Source organism: Leptospira dzoumogneensis (assembly GCF_004770895.1).
Classification (GTDB): Bacteria; Spirochaetota; Leptospiria; order Leptospirales; family Leptospiraceae; genus Leptospira_B; species Leptospira_B dzoumogneensis.
Genome location: NZ_RQHS01000024.1, coordinates 56,202 through 80,640, shown reverse-complemented (window position 1 = coordinate 80,640; position 24,439 = coordinate 56,202). Strand labels below are relative to the sequence as shown.

Genomic DNA, 24,439 nt, shown 5'->3' with positions numbered 1-24,439 from the left:
TTCAGAAAAGACCGTCCCTCTTGGAGGAATCCTCCAATGCGGCCGTCGCGGCACGCTTATTATCGTAAGCTTCCGTATTAGACGGATCTAAGTCTATTGCATTTTGGAAAGAACGAACCGCCTTTTTATATTCTCCGTTCTTGTAAAATGCGACCCCCAGATAATTATAAGCAGTGGACGCAGTCTTAGGTTTTATTTCCGATCTTACGATCGCAGTCAATTCTTCGATCGCTTTTTCGCGATCCAAAACGGAATTAGAATCCAATAGGATTTTAGAAAGAACCAAACGTCCTTCATAATCTTCCGGATCCATATGAGCGGAACGATATGCTTCGTCCTTAGCTCTGTTTTTCATATCAGGATCTTTGGATTTATTATATAGAAGTGCGAGCTTCTTGTGAGCCTGTTTGATCTCATTTGAATTTCTGGATCTGTTCAATACTTGCAAAAGGATCTTTTCCGCGCTGGAAGATTCTCCTGTGCCCATATATGCTTCTGCAAGTTTCAAAGCTACTTTGTAGTAATCTTCTTTTTGTTTAAAGAGCGCGGAATATTCTTCTATCGCTTCCCTATAAAATTTGTTTTCCAGATAATAATCGCCCAAGGCTTCCTTAGGTTTGATATCATCCGGATCCAAATAAGATGCTTTGCGGAAATTCTCGATCGCTTGTGTGCCGTTGCCTGTATGTTTATATACAAGACCTAGATTATAATATGCTTTTGCATTTTTAGGATTCAGATCCAGGACACGATTCAGATATGTAATCGCTTCTCCATATCTTTCCATTTGGTCCAGGACAACGCCCAAATTTAATAAAGCGGTTTCCGTAAAACTATCACCAGGTGTGGAGTCCACGATCCTTCTGTAAGTTTCTTCTGCGGCGAGAAGGTCCCCTTTATTATAATATGTTTCCGCAAGTTGGAATAATAGATCCAAATTGTTCGGATTATATTTCAGACCTTTTTGGAGTGCATTGATAGATTGCTCTCCTTGATTCAACTGCTCGAAACCTTCTGCAATGGATCTAAATAATTCCGGATCGTTGGAACCGGCTTGGTTGGCAAGTTCCAGATATTTTACCGATTCTTCCAATTTACCGTTCTTCTTCAAAACGATCGAAAGATTATACAACGCCTTTGCATCGTTAGGAGTTAAAGTCGCAGCCTCTCTAAAATAATGTTCTGCGGAAACATAGTCTCCCCTATTATAGGAAATATTTCCCAAATAAGAATTGGAAAGTGCAGCGAGTTTCCCGCCTCTCGCCCTCATCACCACAAGTTTAAAATGTTCTTCTGCCTGCGGGATCTCTCCTTTTTTAAAATAACTTAATGCAAGGTTATAAGTCAGATAAGGATCGTCTGGAGAAGAGGAAAGTCCCTGCTTATACGCGTCTATAGCAGCATCCGGATCATTGATCTCGTTGAAAAGATTTCCCGCCATTAGAGCGATACGCGGATCGTTAGGCGCGATCTCTCTCGCTTTCAGAGCAGTACTTCTCGCCGCGGAATTTTGGCCGCTATGAGCATACGCTAAAGTTAAATTATAATATGCGTATACATTATTTCCATCCAGAGTGATCGCCTTCTGCAACGAATCTATCGCCTGAGGAAATCTTCCATCCTCATCGTAGATCACTCCGAGTACGGTCAAGGCCAAGGACTTCTCCTGGTTAGTCGCCGGACCGGTCAAAAACTCAGTACAATAATCGAATGATTGCTTTCGATAATTCTGCTTATATAAAGTAACACACTTGGTCAGAAGCGGATTGTTCGTACCATCAGGAAGATAAGGTCTTTGTAATTCTTGGGCAAGACTTCCCTTCGGCATCAACGGTGACTTGCCGTCTGCAACTCCATTCGCACCAAAACCTGCCTTGCCTTCTCTGAAAAAAGAATACCAAATCGCAAGACCGATCAAAAGAAGAAGAGAAGCAGCTAAGGCTCCCCAAGCAAATGCAGTCGGATTATAATGACGTCTGGGACGAAACTCTTCCGGTTCGTCTCCGTAATAATAAGAAGGTTTAGGTTCTTCCGTCTCCAGGAAGATTCGGTTCTTGCGGATCGGGTTTTCCATGTCGGTTCGTCTCGTACTGAAGGATGGAATCCAGGATCCCGTTAATAAAAGGGACCGAATTCTCGCTTTCAAATTCCTTAGTCAACTCGACTGCTTCGTCGATGGTGACCCTGGGCGGAATTTCCTTGGAATGCAATATCCCATAAATGGACAAACGTAGGATACATTTGTTCACCGGGGAAATTCTAGCAAAATCCCAATTCCTCGAGTATTTCTTGATGAGAGTATCGATTGTTTCCGCGTTTTTCACAACACCATTTATGATAGAAACGGCAAAATCCCTTTCTTCCGTTTCTATCTTTTTGTCGTACCAACGAAAACTTAGGACCTCCGACAATGCGGAATTCACCAGTTCCAACTGGTACAATGCCATTAATGCGATTTCGCGAGACTTCCTTCTGGAAGAAGACATAGATTAGAGAAGCTTGAGCAGATTTGTCATTTCCACCGCAGTCAAAGCAGCTTCGTAGCCTTTATTACCTGCCTTGGTACCGGCTCTTTCGATTGCCTGCTCAATCGTATCTGTGGTCAAAACTCCGAAAATCACAGGCACTGAATGTTGCACTCCGATAGAACCTACTTTTGCAGATTCTCCGGCTACAAAATCAAAATGAGCCGTAGCTCCTCGGATCACGGCACCCAAACAAATGATGGAATCGTATTTTTTACTTTGAGCGGCTTTGGATACAACGATCGGAAGTTCGTATGCCCCCGGGATTCGTACCACAGTGATATCTTTATCTTCGACTCCTGTCATGTGGAGTCCGTCAAGTGAACCTTTCAAAAGGCTTTCGACTATGAATTCGTTAAAACGGGAGACAACAATACAATGTTTTTGTCCCTTTCCGTCCAGCTTGGCTTTCAATTCTTGAGGCATCTGTTTCCTGGTTGCTTCTTATATCGAGAAAACACAAGTTACCCTGAGTGGCAACCGGAAAAGAAGCTTCCAAATCCAAATTCTGCATATTCCTGATCCTAGTAGGAGTCCAGGTTTTCACCCTTTCTTCCTGCGAGACCATCCGATCTTTCTGGAAACCAAAAGACGCATTTATAAAAAGTTTGGATCTACCCGATTGGGTCCTAGAATCCTCTATCAAGCTTCGAATATTCAATGATTCTCCCAATGTAATCAACCCGGAAGACGCAATGCCGGAAGATGATATCGCTTCTTACGGAAACCAACTCAGAGTATTACTCGCAGTTTCACCCGCAGCCATGAGAGACATATACGAGATGGCCGGATGTTTGGACGGAAGTGATCTAATCAAAGTCCGCGGAAACAAAATGACGGATAGCGGAGAAGATATCTGGTTCGGAGTATGCAAGAGCGGGGCCCAAGACGCGATCGTGTTCAGAGTATTGGAGATGGGAAACAACCAACTCTATTATTTATATGAAGAAGAGTTGGTCAAAACCTGGGACGAATCCAAGAAGAATGCAAAAACAAATCCTGATAAATCAATGAGGCTCGCTACAAAGATCATTGAACATGAACCTGCTCACCCGGGTGCCAGAAGATTACTCGGAAGTTTATATTTAAAAACCGGATATTGTCCTGGAGCAGTCCGCAACTACAGGATCTATCTTAGAATACTTCCCCACTCTGCCGAAAAATCTAAAATAGATTCTCTGCTCAAAAAAAGCTGCGGAGAAACTCTCATCCCTAAAAAACCGGAACCAAAAGAATTTTCGGATGAACTTCCTACGTTAGAGGAATCCGGCTCTTAATTTTTGCGCACAGAGACCACAGAGGTCACGGAGTTTTTTAAGAAAGTACGATCAGAAGGAATGCGCGGAGACCCGTCGGTTTACGGGAGAATCCGGTATGAAAGAACTGAAGATCGACGAAATCACAGAGATAATCATAGGCTCCGCCTTAAAAATACACAAAGATCTAGGTCCGGGACTATTCGAATCTGTTTACGAATTCATCTTAGAAAAAGAACTGCAAAAACAAAATTTGCAAGTTGATCGGCAGAAAAGAATCACCATTCAATACGGAGATATTATCTTAAAGAATGCCTTTCGAGTAGATTTGCTTGTAGAAAACCAGGTGATAGTAGAAATAAAGTCAGTAGAAAAATTACTTCCTATCCATTCAAAACAAACGCTTACCTACTTACGTCTGATGAAATTACAATGCGGACTACTTATTAATTTTAATGAACAATTGCTAAAAAGCGGAATTACTCGATTAGTGAATGGATACTAATCCCCTCTGTGTTCTCCGCGATCTCTGCGCCTCAATCCTTAACTCGCAACACGAGAGTGATCTTGCCGTCTGCTTTTTCCACTACTTCGAAACCTTCTTCCCTTAGAGTTTTTTTGATCCGATAAAATCCAAGGTTCACGACTTTAGGCGGGTCGGATTTGCGGGAAGAAGAAGGGAAACGATTCGCAGAGGCATCCATCACTATTTAGTTTCGGCTTCGAGAAGGTCCGTCTTGACCTTGACAGAAAGAAAACCTTTTCCTAAATGAGAAAGAGATGAGGCGATTTCTTGCTCTCGTAGTATTTTTAATCTTATTGGCCCTGGGCGGCTCAGCCTTTTATTTTCAGGAATGGTTCGATTCTCCCGGATTTCGTTGGGTCATTTCCAAGTTTTCTTTTTGGGTCTTTTTGTCGGTCCTGATACTTTCCGCCTTAGCAATGCTTAGGATTTTTAGAAGAGCCAAAAAGGCGATACATACCCAAAGGCAAGCTATCGAAAAACATTTAAGCGGGATTTTAGAAGAACTGGTCCAAGACTCCCAAGCATTAAGCGAATTCCTAAAGATAGACCTTCCTCAAATGGAAGAACGTATCAAGGTTTCCAGGGACAAACTTCCTAAAGAGATCTATTCTTCTTATACCGCAAACTGGACCAAGATCAGAACGGATGCGGAAGCTTCCCTCAGAGATCTGGAAACACTTCCTTTAGAACCGGACTTTGTAGAACGAAAAAATCACGCTGTCTTAGAATATAAAGATCTTCTAAATAAACATACCAAAGCGAAATCCATTTTAGAAAGAGTCAGATCGGACCTTTCTCTATTAAAAGAAAAACTAACGGAGAAAGGATGTTGAGAACTGCCCTTCTATTACTCACTGTCTGTATTATATCTAGTTGCTCTTCCCTTCCGGAGACGAACTTTTCAATCGCAGAGTTTGCTTCTCCCATTCATCCGATCTCTCAGTTATTGCCTAAGGACAAAAGTATTTCTTCTCTCTCCACTCTTCGAAAAAAAACGAAGGTAAGCGGAATACTGCTCCATCATACCAAGGGACTTTCCAGCGAAGAATATATTACAAAAAGTGCAAATTCCGGATGGTTAGTACATTATATCGTAGATAAAAAAGGAAAAATTTACGGGATAGAAGATCCCGGAATATCTAACATCAAGGCAGCGCCAAAAACGGATACAAGTATGATCCATATTTCCTGGGAAGGAGATAAGGAAGATATACTCAAACGTCCAGCGCAGAAAAAATCTTTACTATACGCAATCGCAAAGACCTCTCAGGAATTCGGAATCCCGATCACAAATTTCGACGTGGGCGGCCGTTCCGGAATATTTACACATAGTCAGGCCAAAAAGAAATTCGGCGGCTTCTTAAACGGAAGCGATTGCGGAAATGAGAATGTGTTAAAAGCACTTCTGGAAGAATTAAAAGGCTCCTATTTCTCCGAAATGGAATGGAAGGATAGATATGGAGAATGGGTCCTACGTAAAGAAAAACCTTTTGTAGGACAAAATGGAGAAGTCAAAGAACCGAGTTATGATAAGGGCAGATCCGTAACTCCTACTCCTAAGGCAGAATTAGAAAGTATCGAAAAAACCGCAGACGGACTTCTTCCGGAAGAAAAAAGACTAAAATACAATTATAGAGGCGCAATCACCGCTGATTGTGTAGTCTTACATTTCACTGCGATCAATGATTATGATGGAACTCTAAGAGTATTAGAAAAAAGGAATTTAGCTGCCACATTCCTTGCGGATAAGGACGGAAAGATCTACCAATTACTGGATTCTCCGCTTCATATGGCCGCGGCCGCCACAGGCACAAACCGAAATTGTTTCCAAATAGAGATCGTTGGCAAGGACACCGAGATGTTACTTGCAAACCCGGCACAGACTGCTGCAGTCTCAAAACTTGTGTACGAGCTTTGCCAAAAATACAATATCCCTTTGAATAACCAAAGGATAGAATCTCTGAAAGGTGTATTCTCCCATACTCAGGCAAAGAAAAAATGGGGTGGTTCTATCTTTTTAGATGCACAGGACTTTGATCCAGGCGAACCGTATATGAAAAAAGTAATAGAGACCCTAGGTGGGACTTATTATTCGGAAAAAGATTGGTACGATAGAAATGGAGAAGAATGGATCCTTCTATTTACCGATTTTCAGCCTTGATCGGGCGATTTTTTACGGAAATTCGATCTGAATCGCCAAGTTCCACCATACCGCCCAGTCCTTTTCCTAGGGGCATACCTGTGCGAGTTGTATGTAATTTTTGTTTTTCAGGCTCCGACTTCTTCTGACGAAGTTGTGTAGGAGTTTTACCTGTTACCTTACGGAACGCATCATTAAAAGAGGATTTGGAATTAAATCCTACAAAATAGCAGATGGAAAGAATGTCTTGGTCCAGTTTTTCTTCCAGAAGTTTGACTGCTTCTTCTATCCTAAAACCGTTGATATAATTATGAAATCCGGTTTGCAGATGTTCGTTTAAAAATTCGGTCAACTGATATGGTTTGATCCCCAAGTCTTCCGATAAAGAATGAAGTGTAAGCTCAGGATCCCGATACAATTTATCTTCTCTCATTAATTCTTGGATCCTAAGTTCTAATAGATTCAGGTCCAAACCGATCAGCAGAGATTTTTCATACTTCTTCTTTCTTACTTCTCTTGTCAAAGGAGCAAAAAAGTCCGGATATCTAGAAGGAGCCAAGAATAGAAGTGTGACAATCCCAGTCACAAGAAGCCCGCCCACTCTGAACAAAATATCCAGACCGAACATGAATCCGAAAACCAAGGAATACATTGCAAATACTGTGATGGTCGCCAGAATAAAAATGAATCTTATCTGGGATTTTAACTCAGGGATAGAGATCACAGTTATTAACATTCTATATCTAAATCCGAAGTAAGCGGTAGTAAGCGCAGTTGTTATAAAAAATCCCCAGGAAAGATAATGTTTATATCTAATATTTCTAAAGTCACCCAGATCGGAGATGATAGAATCCCAAGGCCTTCCGAAAAAAAGTAACTCACCTAATAAAAAAAGACCGGGCACAAGAAAGTGAAGTCGAATGTCCCTATACAAAGTCTGGTTCGGGTATATCAAAGAATGTGTATATAGTAAAGATAAGGGTCCGATAGCCGAAAAAGAAGTGAGTAATAAGAAGATTGCATGCGGATAAGTCCTGTCTATTTCCAAGACAACATTCGCAACCGTAAATAGTATGATCCCCAACGAAAGAAACAGAAGGGCTCCAATCCTGTCTTCTCTGCGTTTTATCGGTGGAATTAATTTTTGGATCACCAATAAAAAGGAAAGGCCGCTTCCGAAGTAGAATATAGGAGTTACCACTTCGGGATTTAACATAGGCGGTATATTAAGAAAATACCAAGCCTTGTCAAGTGTTCTCATCCGAAACAATCGACAGAACAATTGGAGACCAAATAAAATAAGTGGAAAATTTTTATTTCGAACACTTGCATTTTACTTAATTCTCCGGAAGAAAATAATCCAGCCTCTTATATCCTGCTTATTTTATAAGTTTCGATTTTTACACAACTGTTCGAATAATGAAACTCGAACGTTCGAATTCCGTGGTTCGGACGACCCTTTTTTTGTTATGGAGTATTCTTCTCCGCCAGAACTGATCCGGAGTTTTTGTATTCCGGACTAGGGAGCGGAAAAATGGAAATGCAAAGAATACGTACCGCAAAACGTTATTTGCGGTACGCCTTGTTAGGGATGGCTGTATTAGCTGCGGGTTGCCCCGTAGGAATTTTTACGGAATTCCCGAACCAGGAAGAAGTATGTAAATTTGATCCGATCCGAGAAGGAATTCGCGCAGTGTCCGCATCTTCTTTCCCGGAGCCGGTACTACAATCGGTGTTGGTAAATGGAAATCTTGTATGGCAGGATGTAACGGATGGGCCGGCGTACCCGACTCCTAATCTCAGTCCCGGCCAAACCATCACACTCAGAGGAACAGGTTTCGGAGCGGGACCTGAGATCGACTTTTCTAAAATTATGATCGGTAATACCAGAATTCTGGAAACGGATCTGAGAATGTTCGAACAGAGACTGGACATCACCAAACAGGTGAACTTCGAAGTGAACGAACCTTTGGATAGTTGGAATAAGTATGTTCTTGCTTGGACCGATAATCAGATCCAATTCAAGGTTCCGGAACACACAACCTCGGGATCCCTTATCGTTCAAATCCAAAAAAGGGTCGGATATAACGATTCTCTACTTCGTCCAGGACAACCGCATAACGTGATTGATGCCCAAACTCGAAGAGTTACGGACGAAGATTTCAAACATAAATGTGATGTTGTTTCTATCTTAAGCGATGCGAAAGGAACCGTTCCTTTACAAGTGAACGTAAACAACCCGGGGTTCTCCTCTATCATCGCACTTGGAGAAAAGATTTTCTGGTCTTATGACTTCAATATCGGTGTGGCTCATGCGATCCGAAATCTGGACTGGAAGAAAATTTTCGCATACCAAACAAAAGATCCTGTTACAGGTTACACCGCAGATCCACTTCTACTCTTTGGTGCTTACCAAACAGTTGCAGGACAAGTTCCTTCTGCAGCGATCGATAATGTGTACTTCGATCGTTATCCTCAACCTACTCCGATTCCGGGACTTTTAGGCGGGGACCAAAAGTTTAAAGGAAACACTAAAAATAGCGGTTGGGCAGGTTATAGATACGCGGAAGCATCTCATCCGTACACTGGTAACGGAGAATGGATCGGATTCAACTGTGCGTCCTGTCACGGATACAAGATCACTTATGAAGCTTCTCCTGGAAACACCGTAACAAAAGTGATCCCTGGACTTCCGAATCCTAAATGGTCCATGAAATGGTCTCTATTAGGAGATTTTAAAGGAATTAAGGAGAATGAACCGGGACCAAGTTTCGATCCTTCTTCCAAAGACGTGGATAAAACGATGCTGATCTACGTTATGCCTCAAGGAGCCGGAGAACACGCCCTGATCCGTATTAAAGGAGAAGGCAGCGAAACTGATAACGATTACGAGTTCTCTCCGATCGCAATCCCTAACGTTACCAACTTTATGGGGATCAGAAGATCACTTTCTCATACTGAATCTTACGTAGGATTTGAAGGTTCTTATATCCATTCGGAAGAACCTGATGGTGCTACAGGTGCAATGTATGCGAAAGAACTACAAGCTCTTACAGCTTATATGACTAAGCTGGACCAAAACGATAAGGCTCTTAGACAAGTAGGAATGTATCGTTGGTTGAAATCCAAAGGTAAACTGATCGCTCAAGCAGGCGTAGATCCGGGAGAAGGTGCTTTCGTCCAAGCCGGATGGGAAAACCAACCCGGTGTAACTGCCGCAGTTGCCAGAGGAAAAGCAACCTTCCAAAGAGATTGCGGATCTTGTCATAATGATAAGGTAGGTTTGAACTCCAACGAGAAGATGTTCAAACTGAACGAAGTGGGAAGATTTTTCGCACCTACCATCTATCAAAAACAGCAGCAGTCCATTCGTGCCACTTTCTTAAGAGACATGTATTGGGTGCAGCATAGAGGTTTATTAAGCGACGGTCACGTTCGTAACCTGGAAGATCTGGTCAATCCCGCTCGATGCACGGAAGGATCCGCTCTTTATAACCAGTATTATACTCTACACGCACCTGTATCTCCTGCTTTAGGCGGACCGGATCATCCGGAACCTTATCCTCCTCAAAACAGAAAGTCGGACGTGTTCAGAGCATTCAAATCTCCTAATAATGATGCCGGTACAAAAAGAAACAGATTCATCGAAAGACATAAATATTTCGTAACTGTTCCTTGGGATCCGGATTGGTACTATTGGGATTACCAGAAGATGAGAAGAGAATACGGTGTCCAAGAGTTGGGAACTTCCCAGCCTATCGGAATGCCTGCAGCTCCTCACCCATGGTGTTCTGCCTCGGCAGCCGAGGTGGATGATCTAGTGGAGTATATCCTCACTCTCTAACTCTCTACGCCCGGGGAGAAAGATCGAATACCGGATCGATCTCTCCGGGTCCTTATTTCGGGGAATTCTCCCCGAAATATTTGTTTTTCAGAATATTCTAAAATTCTACTCCAACATACTCCGAAGCATCCAAGCAGTCTTTTCATGGATCTCTAATCTTTGGGTAAGAAGGTCGGTAGTCACTTCGTCCCCGCCTGAATCCGCAGAAGGTAAAATCGCTCTTGCAGTTCGGATCACAGCCTCATGTCCTTCTACAAGATTTTTAAGCATATCTTCCGCCTTAGGAACTCCGTCCTCTTCTTTTAAGGAAGTTAAAGAAGAGAATGCTTTGTAAGTCCCAGGTGCCGGATAACCAAGAGAACGAATTCTTTCCGCCACCAGATCCAAGGCATTCCAGAGTTCTGTGTATTGGGTCATGAACATCAAATGTAATGTATTAAATAAGGGTCCGGTAACGTTCCAATGATAGTTGTGGGTTTTTAAATATAAAAAATACGTATCTGCTAAAAGTTTTTGCAGGCCTTGGTTGATAGCCTCCCTATCCTTCTCCGGGATTCCTATATTCGGTTTCATACTTATCTCCTTTTTAGTTTGGTTAATTTAGAATCATTCTAAATGTAATGATTAGACATTGGCAATCCATTTCTATCGGAATTTTTTTAAATTCCCCAGGATCTAAATCAATTCGGAATCCTTAATTTTTTTCAGAAAAAAGAAAAGATCAACCGGGACAAAAGCCGCATATTAAAGAAAATCGCACTCAGACATAAAAAAACCGCCCGAAGGCGGTTTCTTATCATACACTAAGAAAATCTTATTTTTTGTATTCCTTGATCGCAGCAAAAACTTCTTCCAGTTCGGAATCAGTCATGTAAGGAAATAAAGGAAAATTTAATATTGAATCGCAGATCTTTCCGGTTCTATGCTCTTTTCCGAATTTACCTACGATATAAGGTTTTGCCCCAGGTTGATCGCTCATTGCTCCAGGATAAATAACCGCGAAACCGATCCCTTTTGTTTTTAAAACTTCCTGGATTTTCGGTCTTTCCGCAGGATCAAAAAGAGTTACGTTACAATATCCGTTTTCTTGAAAGTCTTTTGGAGGTTTGATTACGTTCACTCCTAAGCCGGGAAGAGCTTGGTAATATTTTTCAGCTGCCTTTCTGCGGGAGGCAATTCTTGCATCTAAATATGGAATATTCAAATTTAAGAATGCAGCTTGCAATGTGTCCATTCTGGAGTTCCAACCCACATCTCCGTAACCATAGTGAGAAGTTCTTCCGTGATTTCCGAGCATTCTTACTTTATTTGCAAGCTCCTCATCATTCGTGAAAACCGCTCCACCGTCTCCGGCCCCGCCCAAAACTTTTGCAGGATAGAAGGAAGTAGTGGTGATCAATGCGTCTTGGTAAACAGGTTTTCCCTTATACAAAACTCCGAAGGATTGAGCTCCGTCTTCCAATAGGAAAACTCCTTTTTCCTTACAAAGTTTACGGTAATCTTCTAATTTAGAACTCCCCCAGCCATAAAGGTGAACTATGATCGCAGCCTTCGGTTTTACTTCTTCGAGTGCTTTTTTAAATTCTTCGAAATCCATTTGTAGATCATCCGGATTTGTATCTACTGTAGCAGGATCCGCTCCTACGTTTACTACTGATTCGAATGTTGCCCAGAAAGTGGAATCAGGAACTAATACCTTATCTCCCTTTCCTACTCCCAAGGCTCTTAGAGCCAATTGAAGTGCGTCTGTTCCGTTTGCGCATGCGATCGAATATTTGGTTCCGGCAGTTGCTGCCAGATTTTTTTCTAATAATGCGACTTCTTCTCCTCCGATAAAGGAGGCGTTCTTGCTGAGAGTTTTTACTTTATCTTCCCAAGCTTCTAGTAATCCCGGCTCGAATCTTTTGATATCTATGAAAGGTACGCCCATTATGGTCTCCTCCGAACAGCGTCCGAAAGGTGTCCTAAAAAGCAAATTATTTTGGGGCGGCTTAGAACTCGCCCACCAAGCAAATTCTAGGCCTTATTTCTTTTTACGGGTAACCGACTTCTTTTTAGGAGAAGGTTTTGTCTTCTTAGTTGCGGCATTATGCTCTGTTTTAGGTTTTAAAATTCCATCTATCGTTTTGGGCTCGAATAGAATTTTAGCAACTTCTTCGAATCTAGAAACCGGAAAGAATTCCATTCCCTTCTTCACATAATCAGGTATTTCGTCTAACTGAGGTCTATTATCCGAAGGAAAGATGATCTTATGGACTCCGACTCTTTTTGCTGCTACGATCTTTTCTCTTAATCCGCCGATCGCTAAAACCTCGCCGGTTAGAGTCAATTCTCCGGTCATACCGAATCCAAGTCTGATCCTTTTGTTCAACACCAAGGAGAGAATGGTGGTTGCCATTGTGATCCCTGCACTCGGTCCGTCTTTTGGAGTAGCTCCGTCTGGAACATGAAGATGGATCGTTTTTTCGGTGAACAATTCCTCGCTGCCTAATAAATTCTTAATATAACTGAGAGCGATGCTGGAAGATTCTTCCATAGATTTTCCAATCATTCCGGTCAGAAGGATCCCGCCTTTCCCTTTTACGAAAACAGCTTCGATCAGTAATGTCGCACCTCCTACAGAAGTCCAAGCGAGTCCCAAAGCGGTTCCAGGAACCGTAGGTTTAGTCATCCTATCATCCGTATATTTTGGAACTCCTAAAAGTTTTTCCACATCGGAAGGTTCTATATGTTTCGGATAAGATTCACCTTTTACGATCTGCAGAGCGAGTTTTCTTGCAAGTTTATCGGATTGTTTTTCAAGACCTCTTACTCCTGACTCTCTGGAATAATGATCGATCAGGGAGACGACTGCTTTTTTATCTATTTGGATCCCGTACGGTTCTATTCCGTTTTTCTCCAGCACCTTCTTCCATAAATGTTTATTGAAGATCTGGACCTTCTCATCCGTGATATAACCCGAAAGATTGATCACTTCCATACGATCCAAAAGGATCCTGCTGATGGAATCTAACGTGTTTGCCGTAGCGATAAAGAATACGGAGGAAAGATCGAACGGAAGATCCAAATAATGATCTCTGAAGGTTTTGTTCTGCTCCGGATCTAAAACTTCCAATAATGCAGCAGCTGGATCTCCCTGCATCCCGAGACCAAGTTTATCTATCTCATCCAAAAGAATGACTGAATCTTTTTCTTTAGTAATTCTTAATGCAGTGATGATCTTACCAGGCATTGCGCCGATATAAGTCCTGCGATGCCCTTTGATCTCGGCCTCGTCTCTCATCCCGCCGACGGAAAATCTAAAAAACTTTCTGCCCATCGCCTCTGCGATAGATTTAGCGATAGAAGTTTTTCCAACCCCGGGAGGCCCGACCAAAAGAAGAATGGAACCCTTCTCGGTCGGCTTTAACTTCTTCACCGCCAAAAATTCTAAGATTCGCTCCTTTACATCATCCAGTTTATAATGATCTCTATCTAAAGTTTTTCTGGCTTTTTCTAGATCGATTTCGCGAGAAGGAGCGGCTTCCCAAGGAAGACTTTCCATAATATCCAAATAATTTCGGATCACATTATAATCCGCAGTATTCTGATCCGTATAGAAGAACTTATCCATTTCGCGTTCCACTTCTTCTATCACTTCCGGATCCGCAGGAATGGCTTTTAGTCTTTCTAAGAATTTTTCATACTTCTTCTCGTATTTACCTTCTTTCTGACCAAGTTCCGCCTGGATGGCTTTCAATTGTTCTCTGAGGAAAAACTGTCTTTGCTGTTTATCGATTTTGTCCTGGATATTTTCCTGGATCTCTCTTTGGAGTGAAACCAGATCGATTTCCTTTTTCAGATAGAGTAAAACTTTTTCGATCCTATCCTTTAGATTTACCGATTCTATTACGGATTGATAATCCTCTTTTTCTATATTCAAAATACTGCATACAAAGTCGGCCATCTTACCGGGCTCGTTCACATTCAGCATGGTAAGTTTCATCTCTTCCGTAAAAAGAGGATTATTCTGAGCCAGTTCCCTTGTCATAATAAGCAGGGTCCTCATCATAGCTTTGATCGTATTTTTAGAGGCACCCGGCTCTTCTTCCGGATAATTTACCTTTGCGATCAATAAAGGTTCCACGGAAGAAAAAGATTCCACCTTAAATCTGCGTACAGTATTGATGAGAATATTCACCGCACCGTCGGGAAGATTCACCTTCTTCAGGATCTTGGCAACTACTCCATAATCGTAAATATTCTCTTCCGTTTTCTTTTCGTTCTCTTCATCCCTAAGAAGAACGAGCCCGATGAAAGAATTTCCTTTTAAGGCCTCGTCCACAGCCTTTGCGAATTTCCCCCCTGGAACGATCAAAGGAGTGATGATCCCCGGAAATACCGGTCTGGTTTTGATAGGCACCAAGAATAATTCAGGGGGAAGAATGGAGTCTACCGGTATGATACTTCCGTCAACTTCTTCCATATTATCAAAAAGATCCACGTTTCACCTTCGATTCAAAAAATAATCGGACTGATTCCAGTTTCTGGGTTCGCCCCTAGTACTCAAATCTTTCTTTTTCTTCGACAATGAAAAGGGCTTGAATCTTTAAAGAATTGCGTCAGTCTAAATGGAAAATATAAAACAATTCGACTGTTTTCTTAGAGTGGAGATGAAACGAATGTGGGCCAAAAACCTATCTCTTTTATTTATAGTTCCGATGCTTTTTTTTGTCGGATGTAAAAAAGACGAACCGGACAATACAAAGGCTCTCACAGGAGCGGTTTTAGCCGAAGTTCTTTATAATCCTTATGAAAGGATCACCCCACCCGAAAATGATACAATATCAATCCCAAACACGAATACCAGTTACCAGAACAATAGGCCGTATTCCCCGAAATGTTTCGGAAATGCCGGGAATACTAAGTTTTATTTCTTTCGAAAAACCGTTTCTGCAAATAATAAAAAACTTCTTATCAACTTTATGGGAGGAGGAGCTTGTTGGAGTAATGATAACTGCTTCGGAAAGAATACCACAACATTCTTCAATTTCCTAAATGATGTACCCGATCTATTTGTTAAGGTAGCTTTCCAAGGAATTTTAGATGCAGGAAATTCTTCTAATCCATTAAAAGATTATGATGTTCTATTCATTCCGTATTGCACAGGAGATCTTCATATAGGTTCAAGCGATGTAGCTACTTATGATGATCCTTATGTAGCCTCGGATCCTCCCGTGTATAGCCATAGAGGACATGATAATGTTCTTTCGGTCTTAAAGTATATCCAATCGAATTATACACAAGTAACTGATGTAGTGGTTGCAGGACAAAGCGCAGGCGGATACGGAGCAGTATTAAATTATCCTCATATTCGCCAAGTATTCTCAGACGGCACAAAATTCACGAGCCTGACTAAAATGAGCTTAGTGGCGGATGCTTCTAACGGAGCAGTGATCAATGGATTTTTCACCAGCATAGTGAGAGATAAATGGGGAAGCGCACAAAATATGCCGGATTGGGCAGTTGGTTCCAGCTACTTAAATGGATCTTCTCCTTCTATCCAGGATTATATCAGTAAGATCACTGTTAAATATCCGGATGATGTAATAGGACAATACACTGCTGCATTCGATTCTACCCAAAGATGGTTTTTCAATGTGATGGGAATTATAGCGGGCCCCACTTCTTATTCGGATTCCAGTTCTTATTTCGGACCGGGAGACGCTCGAGATGTGCCGGATCTTCCTAAGGATGTTTCTACTCCCTCCAATTGTAACTGGGCGATCAACGCAAATAATGCGATGTTGAATACAACAGGTTCTAATTATTATTACTATAGAGCTCCAGGAGATATTCATACAATCACTACAAGTGATACAATGTATGGACTCGTAAGTAACGGGGTTAACTTTAATACCTGGTTAAAATCAATCGTATCCAATGTTGGATCTCCTGCAATAGTAGATTGTTCTGCAGGTTCGGGCTCTCATCCTTGCACTGATAAAAATTTCGGATCAAATTCTTTGAATGATGCCCTAGGAAGAGCTACCTCCCAAGACTCTTTCGATAATAATAAAGATCTATACGAAACCTGCTTCGGTCCTTGACTTTCTATAAAGCGGGAATAAAATAGAGCCGATACCGTCTTCTGAAGGTGGTATCAGGCTTTTATGAAAATCCGATATCTTGTAATTCTAGTTCTATTCTCTCAAATATTCTGCACAAAAGATAAAGACAATACCGAGCAGCTTCTCGCCACCGCATTCATTGTGGATCTAGTCACAAGCCCGTTTACTAGGATCACTCCGGAGCCCGGGACATTTACCACCCAGGTGGACCACGGGGGCACACCTTATACATACACCGCAATATTCGATCCAAAATGCAGCGGGACAGAAGGAAATGTAAACTTCTACTTTTTTAGAAAAACTGCGGCAGCGAATAATAAAAAACTTCTGATCAATTTTATGGGAGGAGGAGCTTGCTGGGATAATGCAAATTGTTTCGGAAGTAATACAGTCACTTATTTCAATCAGTTGAATACTGTCCCGGATTTTGCATTGGACCTTATATTCAAGGGGGTCATAGACCAATCAGTGGCCGCAAATCCATTCAGAGATTATGATATTATATTCGTACCTTATTGTACCGGAGATCTTCATATAGGAAGTAAGGACAAAACTTATACGAGTGGGACTATCAAACACCACGGTTATGATAATGTGATCTCCGTTCTGAAGTTTATCCAAAATTCTTACTCTCAACTGGACAAAGTTTTCGTAACCGGCCAGAGCGCGGGAGGATACGGAGCTATATTAAATTATCCGATTATTAGAGAAACTGTAACCACAATAGATTCGGGTGCTCAGGTAAGAATGTTATCCGATGCTTCCAATGCAGTTGTGCCTACGGCGGCTTATGCGATAAACCCCGCATTTTTTCCATTATTAGAAAGTTCTTGGGGAGTAGAAACGAATGGGATCGGAAGTGGGACGGGATTTTCTTCTTCCAATCTTCCGATTTGGGTGGGCGGGATCACTGCAAATTATACGACCACAGGTTCTCCTTCTATCGACGACTTCTTCAAAAAAGTAGCTACCGAATATCCGGGAGATGTTCTAGGGCAGTACACTGCGTTATTCGATGGGAACCAAAGATTTTTTTATCATACGATGGGACAGATCAATAAGATCAACAATTCATCTCTAACCTATTCGAATGCGACCACTCCCGATCCTTACCAAGCAGGAAAATCCTATTCTATCATTTACGGAGATAGCGATGGAAGTTCAGTGCCGGATGGAAGTTCTTCCAGTTCCAATGATTATACAACCTGCGATTGGTCCAAACAGGCAGTTTCCAAAATGAAGGGTACGGCCGCCGCCAAAACCAACTATAGATATTATATCGGTCCCGGAGATATTCATACAATCACCACTTATAATGATATGTATTCTCTAAACAGCGGAGGAGTTAATTTTGCCACATGGCTGAATACATTGGCGAATGGTGCGAGTCCTCCTGCAAACGTTCAATGTAACGATTCTTCCGGATCTTGTGTGAATAGAAACCTGTTTAATTCTACCATCAACGGGAATTTAGGAGAAGCAACATCCGATGAGTCCTATGCAATGGATCCAAAACAGGACATATATACTACCTGTGGAGGGGCGGCAGGTATAGGTCTTTAAAATATCAGAAGGAAGAAATTCCTTCTTTAAAATTGATCCCGGACTGATTTAGAATTTCCTCATATAGATCCTTTGTTTCCTGATCAAAACAAACGAAGATCAATTTTCTAGGGAACTGATCCTTATGCTCCGAAACGGTTCGGATCGCAATCGGAGCAGCCAATTCTTTTGGATACGCATAAATCCCTGTGCTGATACTCGGAACCGCAATCGACTCGAATGCACGTTCCGAAGACAATTGTAGTATATTCTTATAACATGTTTCTAATAGAGAAGCTTCCTGATAATCTCCTCCCTTCCAAACAGGACCCACTGCATGGATCACATACTTTGCAGGGAGCTGTCCTCCGGAAGTAAGAACACATTGACCGGTAGGAAGACCGTTCGGATATTTTTTGATCTTCAATATCCTAGATTCTTCCATAATCTTCGGTCCGCCAACCCGATGAATTGCACCATCCACTCCACCTCCTCCCGCCAAGGAAGAATTGGCAGCATTTACCACCGCATCCGTTTGAATGGACGTGATATCACCTTTCCAAACAAAAATTTCCATCGTCATTTAAAGAGACTAAAAACAGGTATCTTGCAAGTAGAATTTCCATTTTATTTTCATAATTCGTTTAATAATGAGAACATGAGATAGCGATTGTTTGGCGGGAAATTCAGACGGATTACAAGGTTTTAGTAGAAGTTTAGAATAAAATAATGGGTATTTTATAAAAGGAAATGAAGCGAAGTTGTTATGGAAAAGAAGAAATGGAGCGGGGGATGGGCATGGTGCGGGGTTGTATGGGCGAAAATTCAGATATGCACTTGGATTTGTGCGGATAGGCGAACCAACGGATATGCTTGGAGAAGGTCCGCATGTCCGAACTTGCGCCTATGCACTTGAAAACGAGTGCATGGGCGAACCTTCGCCAAGCCAAGCCACACCACCCCGCCCCCACTCACTACCCTACTTCTATTCACACACCTCTCCCTTTTCAGTCTTGCCAGACGTCCTGAAACAATTATCATGGGTTGGAGTTCCAACAAATCTATAAAGTTTGAACTAGAGGGATTATAAATGGAAAGAGACTTTTGGCTAAGTAGATGGAAAGAAAATAATATTCCATTCCACGAAAGTGAGACAAACCCGCTTTTGCTTAAATATTTTAAAGAACTTTCTTTGGCAAAAGACAGCCGTATTTTTATTCCATTATGCGGAAAGACATTAGATATAGCATGGCTTCTTTCAAATGGATATAAAGTTGTGGGCGCAGAACTCGTCGAAATTGCAATCCAACAGTTATTCCAAGAATTAGGAGTAGAACCTAAAATTTCTAAACTAGGTAAACTGATCCTATACAGCGCGCCAGGCATAGATATTTTTGTGGGAGATATATTCGATTTATCTAAAGAAGTTTTGGGTCCGATAGATGCCGTTTATGATAGAGCTGCATTAGTGGCTCTTCCTCAAGAAACTCGGATCCGTTATTCCTCACATTTAACTCAGATCACAAATAATGCGCCTCAACTTCTGATTACATTCGAATATGATCAAACTAAAATGGCAGGTCCTCCTTTTTCCATTCCAACGGAAGAAGTGAATTTACATTATAAAAATACGTTTACCCTAACGAATCTTTTAAGTCAGGAAATGGCAGGCGGATTAAAAGGACATTCTGCAAAGGAGAATGTTTGGAAATTATCTTAATATTAGAAAACCGATGCTCGCATATAAACATGCGAGCAAAGTTGATTCTTCTCAGATCTCTTTTCGTCTAGATTGTGCGACTACAAGAATGATAGGAAGTAATATCTCGGGAGTCAAATAACCGATCCAAAGTTCCGGAGGTTCAGGCAATCCAACTATAGAAATGGAAAGTATTCTTCCAAAAGCCGCTATAAATATTCCCAAAGCAATTAGATACACCAAAGTTCTTTGGATACGAACAGTATAAGCTGCCCAAAAACAAATCAGCCCCATAGATAAATAGATCCCTGCCATAAATCTATGGATATTATCCAATCTAGGGCTCACCGTAGGTTCTCCCAAATACATCTGTAAACTTCCGCCAAAAATCGCGATGGCGGCTGCTAAAAACAAACATACCTGAACAATACGAGTGCTTATGGAAATGGGCTGATTTGTTTGCATAATTCTCACAATAGGATCGAATAAATTTCGATCCGTAAAGTGTTAAATTCCTTTCAACAATAGATCGATTGTCTTGGAAAGAACCGCTCTAATATCGTCTTTAGCGTCTTCGTCAGGGAGAACCTTATGATTCCAGATCTTCAAACCGAATCGGATGAAAAAATTATCCAAAAACTCAGTCTCGATATGAGTCTTCATAGTCGTTCTAGAAGAATCTCTATCCCATCTTAGTACGATGCTTGTCCCTTTTCCATTATTCGCTTTTACTAAAGTTTCCGTGAACTCATAGATAATGGACTGAAGGTTCCCGGGAATGAATATATTGATCGCCCAAGAAGGTGCAAAATATCCGAAAGCACCGCTCACATCGAACTCTTCTATCTTGGTTAATTTTAAATTCAAAATACCCGAAGTAGCAGTGTTCGAGAATCTGCCTAATAGCTGAACATCGTTGTTTTCAAGCATTAAACCGTAAAGATTCGCTTCTAAACTCGCTTTCACTACGAAAGGAAATTCGGAAAGAGAACTAAGCGTAAAGGCTTCCTGAGGATAAAAATTCCCCTTTGTATCGTAAGGAATCACTTTGCCGTTCAGAGTAAAGAACTTGAATCGGATCTCTCTCGTTTTGGATTCGATCGCAAATTCAGCCAAGGATCGTCCCGAAACATTCGTGATCCTTAATTTAATAAAACCTAAATATTTGATATCATCCAGATAATCGCCTAGATCCGGATAATCTCTCATCAAGGTTTGTTCTATATTTCCTTCGAATGTAAAAGCGGTAACTCCGGGAAGTTTTCCGTCTTGTTGTACCTTCAACAAAGAATCCAATCCGAAATAATAACCCATGAATTTTGCAAGAGCAGGGAATGATTCTGTAAAATCGTTGATCGCCTTTCTAGCTTCCGGGTCCTTAATTTTTTTGAAAGAAGTTGTCTCAGGAGCGTTTATGGATTTTAGATTATTCGCATCTAAAAAATGTAATCCGGAATCCATAGCACTCAATCCATGTTTATGAGTGAATGGCCCGAGATGAGTCAAAACGTCCAGATTTCCCGAGTAGGAATTCCCACCGTAAGTAGGATTCGGATTATGTTTTAATGCAAACTCAGCGGTAAAGTCTCCGAAACTAGGGATCGGAACATCTTTCATACGTATGGTTTCAAGACTTACCTTATACCCGTCGTTTGCAAATCTTCCCCGATAGGTAACATAATGCTGCCCATTGTCATCCTTATTCATGTATTCGGAATTAAACAGATTCTTTAATTCAAATCTTTCCAAGGAACGGTCTAGGTATTTATGAAAACCTTCCGCTCTTCCATCATACTTGTTTTTGATGATTGCAGTTTTCAAAAATTGGAAGAACTGCCTGGAGATGTTCCTTCCATCCGGACCGATAGAGTCCGGAATTTGTTTTAAAGAAAACGCTGCGGATAAGGACAGTGCGGATCCGCTGATCGCAAATGCGAGGATCAATGAACGGAGCAGCAGTTTCCCGGATTTTTTTTCTCTTTCTATTTTTTGTTTCAGAAGGCTCATTACCGCCTCTCCCTTTTTATAACATTCGTATTATATAAAGCCAGGGGGCTTGATCTCCGACATTAGTCGCCAATCAATACCTGTCAAGTCTATAGCAATCGCTACAATGATCCAAGTCAGGGTAAATCAGATAAGTAACAGCTGTTCCATAATCGTAAATTCTATTTCGTATACTAAAGTTCAATTTTATCATAAGCGGAGAAGGAACCATCCCCTAGGAAATAAATTCGTTCTGCTCAAAATTCATTCTTCTCATTTAGTTGGTGGAAGCGTTCTAATTTGCTCGATTTATATTGCGTTCTATGTTATAATCCCGCGCGGAGTGTTTTCATGAAATGGTATTTACGACTAAGCTTAAAATCAAAACTTGCAATCTTGTTCTCTTCCGTATTAATTCCCTTCTTAATCATATTGGCTCTTTCTCTTATCAATTCCGCTTCTAGGATCAAAGATATAGAAAGTATTCGAAACGACAGATTAATTCCTTTAAAACAGTTAAAAACAATTTCGGATCATTATGCGATTTCCATCGTAGACTGCGTTCACAAGACCAGAAGTGGAGCGTTTACATACGAAGAAGGGATCGAAAATTTAGACAAGGCGATGAAAGATATCAAGCATGAATGGAATACTTATCTCCAAACATACTTGGTGCCGGAAGAAACCGTACTGATCGAAAAACTAAAACCTCTTTTTGAAGAAGCGGACAAAAGTGTAGAAGAAGCAAGAGCACTTATGATCGCAAAAGACAAGGAAGGTTTGGGGGATTTTGCGGACAATAAGATGTATTCTAAGATAGATCCGGTGGCGGGAAATATAGAAAAGTTGATCTCCGTTCAGCTTCTTATTTCGGAAAGGATCTACCAAAGAGCGGAAACAGAATATGCATTTAGTCTCGCACTTTTTCTTTTTATTTCCGCGGTCACTCTCGCGTATATTCTGTATGCTTCCATCAAATTTTCGATCCGGCTTGTAAAAGGATTGAATCGAGTCAGAAATTCCATCCGAGATGCGGATTTTAGTAATCCGATAGAAGTGGATGAAGATATTTTAAATTTAGACGAACTTTACCTTCTCTCCTTAGTGTTCCGGAATTTCCAAAGCAAAGTGAAGGAGATGCTTTCTTCTATCCTGACCTTCTCGGAATCCATCTTGGTGGCTGCGGAACAACTTTCTAAATCCAGCGAATATCTTTCCGAAAATGCACAGACTGAATCCGCCTCAGTGGAACAAATTTCCGCATCTGTCGAAGAGATCAGCGCCGGTATGGAGCAAGTCACTACGAATGCAGAAGGTCAGTATAAGCTGATACTTTCTTTCTCCGGGGAAATGAAAGAGTTAGACGGATTGATCACTAAAGTAGGAGATTCAGTTTCCGATTCCTTAGGAAAAATTTCGGATATGTATTCCAAAACGGAAGCGGGTAAAAAAACAATGGGAAGCCTTTCCGAGAGTATGATAAAGATCGAATCAAGCTCGGGAGAAATGAGATCCATCACCGCGATCATTCAGGAGATTTCCGAAAAAGTAAACCTTCTCGCATTAAACGCAGCGATAGAAGCAGCCAGAGCAGGAGAACATGGAAAAGGATTCGCCGTAGTCGCAACAGAGATCACAAGACTCGCAGAACAAACGGACCAAAGTACCAAAACGATCGAAAGTCTGATCCGTACCAGTAATCAGGAAATTGAATCGGGCAAAAACTTCGTTGATAGTTGTGTGAAAGTTTATGCGGAAATTCTGGAAGGACTTTCCTTTATAAAACTTTCTTCTGATAATATCGTCTCTACAATGAAAGTACAACAAGAGAAGAAGTCGACGATCATCAGTGCAGTCAACGAAGTCGATTCCAAATCGGAAGAGATCCGAACTTCTGTAAAAGAGCAGAAAGTAGCAATTTCCGAGACTGCAAATGCGGTTTCTAATATTTCAGTCACTGTCCAGAATAGCGCAGCGAACTCGGAAGAGATCGCGGGAAGTGCGACAGGCCTTTTAAATATCGCAAAAAGTTTAAGAGATACTATGAGCTTTTTAAAGGCTTAGCCCTGCTCCGGACCTTCTGTAGTGGTCTTCTTCTCGGTACGAACCAAATAATAAGTCGGGTATTGCAAAAATATATCCGAGGTAAGCATAAAGAAGAAGATCACGATCAGTAAGATCTGTCCGAATATGGAAACCATCATCTCTTCCGAATTGGAAATGAGAGAGATCAAAAGATCCGGAACAAACATGATCACGAACGGTGTCCATGCTGCGACTATATAGTCGGAACGTTTGACTGAGTTCGGTAATTCTTTCAATCCTTGGATCAGACTTAGTTTTGCAAAAAGTACCGGCAGGATCAGATGCAGAACAAGTCCCAATACGAATGCGAATATCAAATAGAATCTAACAAATTCTGCGGGAAGAGGAGTGCTCGGTTCAGTACTCTGCTTTTTTAGAAATTCTTGTAATTGTGTCCCTAAAAACGGTTCTATGGATCTTGCAACGATCAAAAAGAAAAGGATCAGGAACAAGGCTAAAGTAAGTAAGAATATAAAATATCTGGAAAACTCTATAGGCTTTTCCGGGTCCATTCCGGATCGGATCACGAATCCGTTTACCACATAAGTTCCGAGTAATCCTAAAATGATCAGGACTCCACCGAGCGCGACAGCCCCTCCTGCTTGCATTGCAGGAATTGCACTAAATACTAATAAAAATAAAACGGATCGGACAAGTACGATGAACCGTATTTGTCCTCTGGAAAGTACGTACTGTAAGTATTCTTTAAACATCAGCTATCTATCT

The 24,439-nt window shown here is 41.3% G+C and carries 21 protein-coding genes; 9 read left to right on the top strand and 12 right to left on the bottom strand.

Going from position 1 to position 24,439, the window contains the following annotated elements:
* Position 1 precedes the first annotated feature (1 nt).
* The 3 genes from EHR06_RS18350 to ribH are packed head-to-tail and all read right to left on the bottom strand — an operon-like array spanning position 2 to position 2,951.
* On the bottom strand, positions 2 to 2,074 hold the full coding sequence (locus EHR06_RS18350) for a tetratricopeptide repeat protein (protein ID WP_167492318.1): 2,073 nt from the start codon (positions 2,072 to 2,074) through the stop codon (positions 2 to 4).
* Complete coding sequence (nusB, locus tag EHR06_RS18345; protein WP_135758347.1) at positions 2,022 to 2,486, bottom strand: transcription antitermination factor NusB; 465 nt, start codon at positions 2,484 to 2,486, stop codon at positions 2,022 to 2,024. Before nusB ends, EHR06_RS18350 begins: the two co-directional genes overlap by 53 nt.
* Before the next feature lie 3 nt (positions 2,487 to 2,489).
* Positions 2,490 to 2,951, bottom strand: coding sequence for a 6,7-dimethyl-8-ribityllumazine synthase (gene ribH / locus EHR06_RS18340; protein ID WP_135616738.1), 462 nt, complete (start codon positions 2,949 to 2,951; stop codon positions 2,490 to 2,492).
* 47 nt (positions 2,952 to 2,998) lie between these two features.
* Here ribH and EHR06_RS18335 point away from each other — a divergent pair, with 47 nt between their 5' ends.
* On the top strand, positions 2,999 to 3,802 hold the full coding sequence (locus EHR06_RS18335; RefSeq protein ID WP_135758346.1) for a tetratricopeptide repeat protein: 804 nt from the start codon (positions 2,999 to 3,001) through the stop codon (positions 3,800 to 3,802).
* A gap of 97 nt (positions 3,803 to 3,899) precedes the next feature.
* On the top strand, positions 3,900 to 4,286 hold the full coding sequence (locus EHR06_RS18330) for a GxxExxY protein (RefSeq protein ID WP_135758345.1): 387 nt from the start codon (positions 3,900 to 3,902) through the stop codon (positions 4,284 to 4,286).
* Between the two features lie 31 nt (positions 4,287 to 4,317).
* Here the strand turns inward: EHR06_RS18330 and EHR06_RS19200 are convergent, their stop codons facing one another.
* Positions 4,318 to 4,485, bottom strand: a complete 168-nt coding sequence (locus EHR06_RS19200) for a hypothetical protein (protein ID WP_020771439.1) — start codon at positions 4,483 to 4,485, stop codon at positions 4,318 to 4,320.
* Between the two features lie 76 nt (positions 4,486 to 4,561).
* Here EHR06_RS19200 and EHR06_RS18325 point away from each other — a divergent pair, with 76 nt between their 5' ends.
* Entirely contained in the window at positions 4,562 to 5,140 is a 579-nt protein-coding gene (locus tag EHR06_RS18325) for a hypothetical protein (protein ID WP_135758344.1), read from the top strand.
* Complete coding sequence (locus tag EHR06_RS18320) at positions 5,134 to 6,468, top strand: peptidoglycan recognition protein family protein (RefSeq protein WP_135758343.1); 1,335 nt, start codon at positions 5,134 to 5,136, stop codon at positions 6,466 to 6,468. The genes EHR06_RS18325 and EHR06_RS18320 overlap by 7 nt, the downstream gene beginning before the upstream one ends.
* Here the strand turns inward: EHR06_RS18320 and EHR06_RS18315 are convergent.
* Entirely contained in the window at positions 6,449 to 7,663 is a 1,215-nt protein-coding gene (locus EHR06_RS18315) for a helix-turn-helix domain-containing protein (RefSeq protein WP_135758342.1), read from the bottom strand. The two genes, EHR06_RS18320 and EHR06_RS18315, sit on opposite strands and share 20 nt — an antisense overlap.
* A 324-nt stretch (positions 7,664 to 7,987) precedes the next feature.
* Here EHR06_RS18315 and EHR06_RS18310 point away from each other — a divergent pair, with 324 nt between their 5' ends.
* Positions 7,988 to 10,291, top strand: a complete 2,304-nt coding sequence (locus EHR06_RS18310) for a hypothetical protein (RefSeq protein WP_135758341.1) — start codon at positions 7,988 to 7,990, stop codon at positions 10,289 to 10,291.
* Between the two features lie 105 nt (positions 10,292 to 10,396).
* On the opposite strand, the gene EHR06_RS18305 is transcribed toward EHR06_RS18310, so the two are convergent.
* The 3 genes from EHR06_RS18305 to lon form a co-directional block, all read right to left on the bottom strand.
* Positions 10,397 to 10,864, bottom strand: a complete 468-nt coding sequence (locus EHR06_RS18305) for a Dps family protein (protein ID WP_016543993.1) — start codon at positions 10,862 to 10,864, stop codon at positions 10,397 to 10,399.
* A gap of 241 nt (positions 10,865 to 11,105) precedes the next feature.
* Complete coding sequence (locus EHR06_RS18300) at positions 11,106 to 12,221, bottom strand: DegT/DnrJ/EryC1/StrS aminotransferase family protein (protein ID WP_135758340.1); 1,116 nt, start codon at positions 12,219 to 12,221, stop codon at positions 11,106 to 11,108.
* A 93-nt stretch (positions 12,222 to 12,314) separates the two neighbouring features.
* Positions 12,315 to 14,756 carry an endopeptidase La gene (gene lon / locus EHR06_RS18295; protein ID WP_135758339.1) on the bottom strand — a complete coding sequence of 814 codons (2,442 nt, stop codon included), beginning with the start codon at positions 14,754 to 14,756 and terminating at the stop codon, positions 12,315 to 12,317.
* Positions 14,757 to 14,943: 187 nt separating this feature from the next.
* On the opposite strand from lon, the gene EHR06_RS18290 reads away from it, so the two are divergent.
* Both EHR06_RS18290 and EHR06_RS18285 read left to right on the top strand, forming a co-directional pair.
* Positions 14,944 to 16,380, top strand: a complete 1,437-nt coding sequence (locus tag EHR06_RS18290) for a pectin acetylesterase-family hydrolase (RefSeq protein ID WP_208757831.1) — start codon at positions 14,944 to 14,946, stop codon at positions 16,378 to 16,380.
* Positions 16,381 to 16,443: 63 nt separating this feature from the next.
* Positions 16,444 to 17,964 carry a pectin acetylesterase-family hydrolase gene (locus tag EHR06_RS18285; protein ID WP_135758337.1) on the top strand — a complete coding sequence of 507 codons (1,521 nt, stop codon included), beginning with the start codon at positions 16,444 to 16,446 and terminating at the stop codon, positions 17,962 to 17,964.
* A gap of 4 nt (positions 17,965 to 17,968) precedes the next feature.
* Here EHR06_RS18285 and EHR06_RS18280 read toward each other — a convergent pair whose 3' ends face one another.
* A complete protein-coding gene (locus EHR06_RS18280; RefSeq protein WP_135758336.1) occupies positions 17,969 to 18,526 on the bottom strand; it encodes an O-acetyl-ADP-ribose deacetylase in 558 nt (185 codons plus the stop codon).
* Between the two features lie 507 nt (positions 18,527 to 19,033).
* Here EHR06_RS18280 and tmpT point away from each other — a divergent pair.
* Positions 19,034 to 19,663 carry a thiopurine S-methyltransferase gene (tmpT, locus tag EHR06_RS18275; protein WP_135758335.1) on the top strand — a complete coding sequence of 210 codons (630 nt, stop codon included), beginning with the start codon at positions 19,034 to 19,036 and terminating at the stop codon, positions 19,661 to 19,663.
* A gap of 51 nt (positions 19,664 to 19,714) precedes the next feature.
* Here tmpT and EHR06_RS18270 read toward each other — a convergent pair whose 3' ends face one another.
* Both EHR06_RS18270 and EHR06_RS18265 read right to left on the bottom strand, forming a co-directional pair.
* Positions 19,715 to 20,107 (bottom strand): DUF4345 domain-containing protein, encoded by a 393-nt coding sequence (locus EHR06_RS18270; protein ID WP_135758334.1) that lies wholly within the window; start codon positions 20,105 to 20,107, stop codon positions 19,715 to 19,717.
* A gap of 42 nt (positions 20,108 to 20,149) precedes the next feature.
* The gene (locus EHR06_RS18265) at positions 20,150 to 21,649 is read right to left on the bottom strand and encodes a hypothetical protein (protein ID WP_135758333.1); all 1,500 of its coding nucleotides are present in this window, start codon (positions 21,647 to 21,649) and stop codon (positions 20,150 to 20,152) included.
* Between the two features lie 330 nt (positions 21,650 to 21,979).
* On the opposite strand from EHR06_RS18265, the gene EHR06_RS18260 reads away from it, so the two are divergent.
* Positions 21,980 to 23,692, top strand: a complete 1,713-nt coding sequence (locus tag EHR06_RS18260; RefSeq protein WP_135758332.1) for a methyl-accepting chemotaxis protein — start codon at positions 21,980 to 21,982, stop codon at positions 23,690 to 23,692.
* On the opposite strand, the gene EHR06_RS18255 is transcribed toward EHR06_RS18260, so the two are convergent.
* Entirely contained in the window at positions 23,689 to 24,426 is a 738-nt protein-coding gene (locus EHR06_RS18255) for a hypothetical protein (protein WP_135758331.1), read from the bottom strand. The two genes, EHR06_RS18260 and EHR06_RS18255, sit on opposite strands and share 4 nt — an antisense overlap.
* Positions 24,427 to 24,439 lie beyond the last annotated feature (13 nt).